General features: G+C 65.7%; 3 protein-coding genes and 3 pseudogenes. 2 read left to right on the forward strand and 4 right to left on the reverse strand.

What is annotated here, in order from left to right:
- From ACO1BU_RS35870 to ACO1BU_RS35880, 3 genes and pseudogenes are all read right to left on the reverse strand, one after another.
- Nucleotides 1-472: pseudogene (locus ACO1BU_RS35870) on the reverse strand (hypothetical protein); the annotation flags it as partial.
- Nucleotides 473-554: 82 nt separating this feature from the next.
- Nucleotides 555-1,529 (reverse strand): Bug family tripartite tricarboxylate transporter substrate binding protein, encoded by a 975-nt coding sequence (locus ACO1BU_RS35875; protein ID WP_424140662.1) that lies wholly within the window; start codon nucleotides 1,527-1,529, stop codon nucleotides 555-557.
- 37 nt (nucleotides 1,530-1,566) lie between these two features.
- Nucleotides 1,567-3,072, reverse strand: a complete 1,506-nt coding sequence (locus tag ACO1BU_RS35880; RefSeq protein WP_424140663.1) for a sulfatase family protein — start codon at nucleotides 3,070-3,072, stop codon at nucleotides 1,567-1,569.
- A 56-nt stretch (nucleotides 3,073-3,128) separates the two neighbouring features.
- Here ACO1BU_RS35880 and ACO1BU_RS35885 point away from each other — a divergent pair, with 56 nt between their 5' ends.
- A complete protein-coding gene (locus ACO1BU_RS35885; RefSeq protein WP_424140664.1) occupies nucleotides 3,129-3,866 on the forward strand; it encodes a GntR family transcriptional regulator in 738 nt (245 codons plus the stop codon).
- A 226-nt stretch (nucleotides 3,867-4,092) separates the two neighbouring features.
- On the opposite strand, the pseudogene ACO1BU_RS35890 reads toward ACO1BU_RS35885, so the two are convergent.
- Nucleotides 4,093-4,787: pseudogene (locus tag ACO1BU_RS35890) on the reverse strand (IS6 family transposase).
- A gap of 61 nt (nucleotides 4,788-4,848) precedes the next feature.
- Here ACO1BU_RS35890 and ACO1BU_RS35895 point away from each other — a divergent pair.
- Nucleotides 4,849-5,320, forward strand: a pseudogene (locus ACO1BU_RS35895) (hypothetical protein); the annotation flags it as partial.

The raw sequence follows: 5,320 nt of genomic DNA on the forward strand, positions 1-5,320 counted from the left end.
TCTCGGGATCAGTGCCTGCGTCCACCGGGAACAGCTGCGCCAACATTTCGGCGGCGGTCCGGTAGGTCATCAGCGCGGAAAACTGCGCCCGCAGCCGATCCATCTCTGGGGTCGAGCGGGCGTGCGAGGGCCATCCCACGCCGGATTCGGTCGCGCCGCATCCGCCGCAGCGAAAGCGAGGCAGCCGAACCCTGACCTGGCCGAACAACGTCGCAATCCCGTGCTGGCGGTAGTCCTTCACTCGGCACACACCACCGCAGCCGGGGCACGCCGGACGGCGCGCGGCATGGACCCGGGCCTGCGCGGCGACGATCTCCCGCTGGACGCCGGCCAGCAGCCGTTTGCCCTCGGCCAAGGTCAGGCCCAGGCTGGCTAGATCGGTGAGGTCGTCAGGCTTGGCGATCCGCATGACATTGGTGCTGTGTTCCTCGCCCTCGGCTCCGATGCTCACCAGCTTCACGATCCAGGCCACGCTATCTCTACCTCGACGGAAAAATACGCCTGAAAGTACCCCTTTCGGCCTCGCACCCCCAATCTCGCGGCAGTCCCGTAGCCTACTCTTCGATCACAAACTTGGTCGCACGGATCAGTTCGACCTGCCGCGCGCGCTCTACCTCAATGAAACGCGCGTAATCGGCGGAGGTGGAACCGATCACCTCCGAGCCAGCGCTCGCGAACACCTGTGCGACGCGGGGGTGCTTGGCGGCGGCCATGGCGGCGGCCTCAAGGCGCGCCAGCACATGAGATGGAATGCCCTTGGGCGCGGCGAGCCCAGCATAGTTCGCAATGTCAACTTCGCCCCAACCGGCTTCTGAAAAGGTGGGCAAATCCGGAAGTACGGAAGTGCGTCGCGCTGTCGATGCCGCGATCAGATGCGCGCGCTTGCCAGCGACATGCCCGACCAGCGGTGGGAGGCCGGAGGATACAATTTGGATACTGCCGCCGATCAAATCCGTTACGGCCGGTGCGGCCCCGCGATAGGGAATATGTTCAATGCGAAGGTCCGTTCCGTAGCGCAGCGCCTCGCCCGCGAAATGCTGCAGCGTGCCGATGCCAGGCGAGCCGTAATTGGCGTGCCCGCCCTGCTCGCGCACCCAGGCGACGAACTCGGTCGGGGTCCGCGCCGGCACGCTCGAGTTCACTGCGATGACGATGGGGGTGACGCCGGTGAGTGAGATTGGGAGGAAGTCGCGGTCGAGATCATACTCGGTCCGCGAGGCCGCTTGACGCACGGCCAGTTCCGAGAGGCTCATGAACAGCAGCGTGTAGCCATCGGCGGGTGCGCGGGCAGCGGCCATGGTGGCGATGACCCCGGCGGCGCCCGGCCGATTGTCCACCACGACCGGAACGCCGAGCTCGGCCGACATGGCCGCGGCCAGTGCGCGCCCCATTGTGTCCACGCCGCCGCCCGGCGGCCATCCGACCACCACCTGCACGGGGCGGGACGGAAAGCCCTGCGCATGAACCGCGGGAGCGGCGAGCGGCAAGCTCGAGGCTGCCACTCCCGCAATAAGCGTTCTGCGAAGCATTTCTTTTGTTCCTCCCTGCTGATGCGGCCTTTTCGGCTCAGACGTTGAAGTCCACCTCGACACCGGGTGGCGGCGAGAAGCCGAGATCGCCGCGTGCAATCACCGCATCGCGCCCGCCATTCAGTTCGAGCAGCCGCGCCTGCCGGGACTTGCAGCGGGCATCCACCTCATCCGGATCGCAAATGGCTGCCAGTTCGGCCTGCATCAGTGCCAGCGCGGGCGCCGCCGCCGGATCCGTAATGCGGTCCTGCTCCTCCCCAGGGTCGGCGGCCAAGTCGAAGAGCTGGGCTGGGTGGCGGACATAATGGACGTATTTCCAGTTCTCCCGCCGCACCATGAACATCGCGGCGGTCGAGCCCATGCCGTGATACTCGGAGAAGGCGGTGCGCGCGGTGTCGACGCGCGGGGCCAGGCTGAAGAGCGACTGACCCGGCCGCCGGCTTGGTGAATCGGGGGGCAGCCCGACGCCTTCCAGGATCGTCGGATACAGATCGACTAACGAGACGGGGGTTGGGCAAACATGGCCCGCCGGAACTCCGGCGCCGGCCATGATCAGGGGAATGCCGACGGCCTCCTCATACATGGTGGACTTGCCCCAGAGGCCGCGGGCGCCGAGATTGTCGCCGTGGTCGGAGGTCATCACCACGCGCGTGTTGCCAGCCAACCCGGTGCGGTCCAGCGCCGCAAGGATGCGTCCGACATTCTCATCGAGAAAGGAGACCAGGCCGTAATAGCCGGCAACTGCCTTTTGCACGGCCTCCGCATCCGGGAAGTGCTCGTCGTAGGCGAAGCTGCCGGCATATTCGGTGTGGTAGGGATGGTCGGGGCGCGATGCGGGATCGTAGCGCTTCGGCATGGGCAACTTCGGGTCGTTCCAATAGCGCGCGAAATGCTCCTCCGGCGCGGTGAGCGGGAAGTGCGGGCAGACCAGGGAGACGAAAAGGCACCAGGGCTTTCCCGGGACCTCGGAGGCCCGCGCGGCGAGCCAGGTTTCGGTGCGGGCCGTGATGTCACGGTCGTAATGGGTGTAGGGGGACTCTCCCGGACCCGCCATGCCCGCCATCTTCCACGCGCCCTTGCGCTTGGGAAGATCGTCGCGCACCAGACCCATCAGATCGCCTTTACCCTCGACGACATGCATGGGGATCAACGTCTCGGTGAAGCCGTAGTCATCGGTGAGGTCTCGGAAGTGGAGCTTGCCGATCGAGGAAACCGTATGGCCTGCCGCCCGCAACTGGTGGTGCCAGCTCTCCTCCAGTCCGTCATAGGGGTCGGCATTGTCCCAGTAGGCATTGAGGTCACAGAGATAGCGGCCCGTCGCGAAGCTCGCGCGTGCTGGCACGCAGACCGGGGAATTGGTGTAGGCGGCGGTGAAGCGCGTGCCGCGCGCCGCCAGCGAGTCCATAGCCGGGGTGTGCACGACAGGATCGCCGTAGCAGCCCATGGTCTGCCAGCGCAGCTCATCGGCCATAATGATGATGAGGTTCTGAGGCTGGGCGGCCGGGCGCACGCTCTCAGCCGCGGGCGTGATCTGGACGGGCATTTGGTATTTCCTGGACGACTTTGATTTAATCTATTTATATAGAGGAAATGGAGCAAGTGCTGAATTTACAGTTCGCGCTGCGCGATCTGCTCGGCCCCGTCGAAGGAGCGGCTGGCGGGCAACCCAAGCACATGCTGCTGCGCGAGGCCGTCCGGCGGGCTATTGAGACCGGGAGGCTCGCAGCCGGCACGCGCCTGCCACCAGAGCCTGAGATCGCGGCCGCCATGGGCGCCAGTGTGGGCACAGTGCAGCGCGCCCTTCGAACCTTGGCAGAGGAGGGGCTAATCAGCCGACGGACCCGCGCCGGGAGCGTCGTTGCCGATCGCCGCCGCCCCATGGAACGGCCCTGGCACTGCCGCTTCCTCGGCGATGATGGCGAGACGCCGCTGGCGATCTTCCCGCGTCTTCTGAGCCGGGTCGTGGTGCGCGAGGCAGGACCATGGTCGGTCCATCTCGGACACCTGCCGGTCGGTGCGCTGCTGATCGAGCGCGCCATCGATGTCGGAGGGGAGTTCACGGTTCGCACGCAGTTCTACGGCGACCCGTCGCGCCTCGGAGCCTTGCTGGCCGTAGACGAGGTGGAACTGGACAGCACCAACCTCAAGCTTCTTCTGGCACGGCTGTGCGATCTGCCGGTGACGCGTGCACGACATCAAGTTGTGGCGCACCCAGATGCGGACGGCGGGGGCATGACCGTTGATGCCTATGCTTGGTCGGGCGCGCTCCCACTGTATTTTCAGCGCCTACGCGTGCCGCCGACGGAGCGGCGATTGGATATTTTCGATCGGCCGTAAGGGTATAGAGTCTGCTCCCTCAGCTCGACTTGCAAATCGAGTTCGCGATGCGGCCACCTTCCTTAGGTCCGACCATGTCGGCGCGCACCGCCAAAAGCTCATGAGACCTCGCATGGGTTCTGTCAGCTCTCGCGCCAAGCCTGAGGAGGTGGCATAGAGGGCACCGTCAAGTTGTTGGCGCTGGATTGATCGTGCTTGCAGGCCGGAGGCGATGCTGGCTCAGATCTTACGCTATGGCAGGTGCCCCACTGATTTCCGCCCAGATGGCGAAGGCACGCGTCCTCGCAGCGCGATGCTGACCGACGATGACGTGGTCGCGACGGAGCTGGAAGAGGTTAGCGATCTGGTCGTGGGCGGAGAGGAAACGCTGCGCCTGTCGCGCTGACTTGAAGCGCTTCATCTGCCGCTCTCGTCGTCGCGTCGGCTGGTGCGAGTTCTCGGCCCGGTTGTTGAGACCCTTGTGCCGGCGATGCTCGACACCGGGCATCACCTCCTGCTTGGCCGCCCCGTAGCTCGGAAGCTTGTCGGTGATCATGGCGCGCGGCGCGCGGCATTGCCGCTTCAGCAGCTTGCGCAGCAGGCGCTTGGCGGCCCGCTTGTCGCGCCGGCTCTGCACCAGCACGTCGAGCACTATCCCACACCGGCAATCTTGATGACGACCTCATCGAGGTGCCACTTATCGCCAGCTTGCGGCAGTCTTCGCCGGATCCGGTTGGCGAACTCCTGGCCGAACTTGAGTGCCCACTGCCGCACGGTCTCATGACTGACGATGATACCGCGTGCTGCCAGCATCTCCTCGACCATGCGCAAGCTGAGCGGGAAACGGAAATACAGCCACGCCGCGTGGCTGATCACCTCGGCGGGAAACCGATACCCGGAATAGGGCGACTTGGCAGCTGGCGCACGGGACTGCCGCGAGATTGGGGGTGCGAGGCCGAAAGGGGTACTTTCAAGCGTATTTTTCCGTCGAGGTAGAGATAGCGTGGCCTGGATCGTGAAGCTGGTGAGCATCGGGGCCGAGGGCGAGGAACACAGCACCAATGTCATGCGGATCGCCAAGCCTGACGACCTCACCGATCTAGCCAGCCTGGGCCTGACCTTGGCCGAGGGCAAACGGCTGCTGGCCGGCGTCCAGCGGGAGATCGTCGCCGCGCAGGCCCGGGTCCATGCCGCGCGCCGTCCGGCGTGCCCCGGCTGCGGTGGTGTGTGCCGAGTGAAGGACTACCGCCAGCACGGGATTGCGACGTTGTTCGGCCAGGTCAGGGTTCGGCTGCCTCGCTTTCGCTGCGGCGGATGCGGCGCGACCGAATCCGGCGTGGGATGGCCCTCGCACGCCCGCTCGACCCCAGAGATGGATCGGCTGCGGGCGCAGTTTTCCGCGCTGATGACCTACCGGACCGCCGCCGAAATGTTGGCGCAGCTGTTCCCGGTGGACGCAGGCACTGATCCCGAGA

Source organism: Roseomonas chloroacetimidivorans (assembly GCF_049629625.1).
GTDB lineage: Bacteria > Pseudomonadota > Alphaproteobacteria > Acetobacterales > Acetobacteraceae > Roseomonas > Roseomonas chloroacetimidivorans.

Coding starts and splice junctions, on each gene's coding strand:
- ACO1BU_RS35880 (WP_424140663.1), bottom strand. CDS start 3,072: ATGCCCGTCCAGATCACGCCCGCGGCTGAGAGCGTGCGCCCGGCCGCC.
- ACO1BU_RS35875 (WP_424140662.1), bottom strand. CDS start 1,529: ATGCTTCGCAGAACGCTTATTGCGGGAGTGGCAGCCTCGAGCTTGCCG.